Origin of the sequence: Stutzerimonas stutzeri, assembly GCF_024448935.1 — a bacterium.
Taxonomy (GTDB): domain Bacteria; phylum Pseudomonadota; class Gammaproteobacteria; order Pseudomonadales; family Pseudomonadaceae; genus Stutzerimonas; species Stutzerimonas stutzeri_AO.
In genome coordinates, this window is the sequence record NZ_JAMOIE010000244.1 from 1 (window position 1) to 1,011 (window position 1,011).

Below are 1,011 nucleotides of genomic sequence, written 5' to 3' on the forward strand. Positions count from 1 at the left end.
GACGAAGATTACCAGCGATACCTGGCTGATCTGCGTGAGCTGAAGGATGCCTTTGGCGTCAAGGTCTACGCCTACTGCTTGATGACGAACCATGTTCATTTGCTGTTGGCTCCGGGTGAGTCGATAGCAGGGCTTGGTCAGTTGATGAAGGCGCTTGCAGCACGTGCTACGCGGTATCGCAATCGGCTGGAAGGCCGTTCGGGGACGCTCTGGGAAAGCCGCTATAAATCGAGCGTCGTACAGACCGACACCTACCTTCTGGCCTGTTCGCGCTATATCGAATTAAATCCTGTGCGTGCCCGATTGGTGATTAACCCAAGCGACTATCGCTGGTCGAGCTATACCAGCCGCATAGAGGCTGGCGAGGAGTCTGGGTGGCTGGATACCGATCCTTGCTTTCTAGCGTTAGGTAAAACCGCACAGCAGCGAAGCGAGCGATATCGGACATTCGTTCGTGAAGCCGTATCGCAGGCGGAGCTATCGGTGATCCATGAGGCTCTGCAGCGCGGCCAGCTGACGGGCAACCCCCGCTTTGTTGACGAAGTGGAGCGCATTGCTGGGCTTCGTATCGAGCGAAGAGGGCAAGGCAGACCGCGATCCGATGCGGAAAAATAAATCTGTCCTCTTTTTCCGACCCTCCTCGCATAGACTGAAATCCCAACACACAGCGAACCGCAGGAGGCATGAATGGATATGGGCATGTATGGCTACGGCACATGGCACGGCTGGGGACTTCTGGCGATGGTGATCGTCTTCATCGTTCCCTTGTGGAAGATCCTGACCAAGGCGGGCTTCAACGGGGCCTGGTCTCTGCTGACATTTGTCCCGATGGTCAACATCATCGCCCTCTGGGTGTTTGCCTTCAGCAAATGGCCGGAGGAACGACGCGGCTAAAGCGAGGTAGCGAGGTAGCCTGGAAACGACCCGTGGAAAAGGCTTCGCCGTTTTCCACCCTCCGGCAACATCGGTGCGTCGGCGGTGCGGGCGGGTGAGATGGCGTAGATGCTTAGG

The 1,011-nt window shown here is 57.1% G+C and carries 2 protein-coding genes; both read left to right on the forward strand.

Annotated elements, in window-relative coordinates:
- The coding region (locus NA637_RS25125) for a transposase (RefSeq protein WP_256075341.1) at positions 1-615 on the forward strand (615 nt) is incomplete at its 5' end.
- 72 nt (positions 616-687) lie between these two features.
- Positions 688-894, forward strand: a complete 207-nt coding sequence (locus NA637_RS25130) for a hypothetical protein (RefSeq protein WP_256075343.1) — start codon at positions 688-690, stop codon at positions 892-894.
- Positions 895-1,011: the final 117 nt, after the last annotated feature.

What these genes read in the sequence shown, in the direction of transcription:
- NA637_RS25130 (WP_256075343.1), top strand. Translation starts at nt 688, where the DNA reads ATGGATATGGGCATGTATGGCTACGGCACATGGCACGGCTGGGGACTT.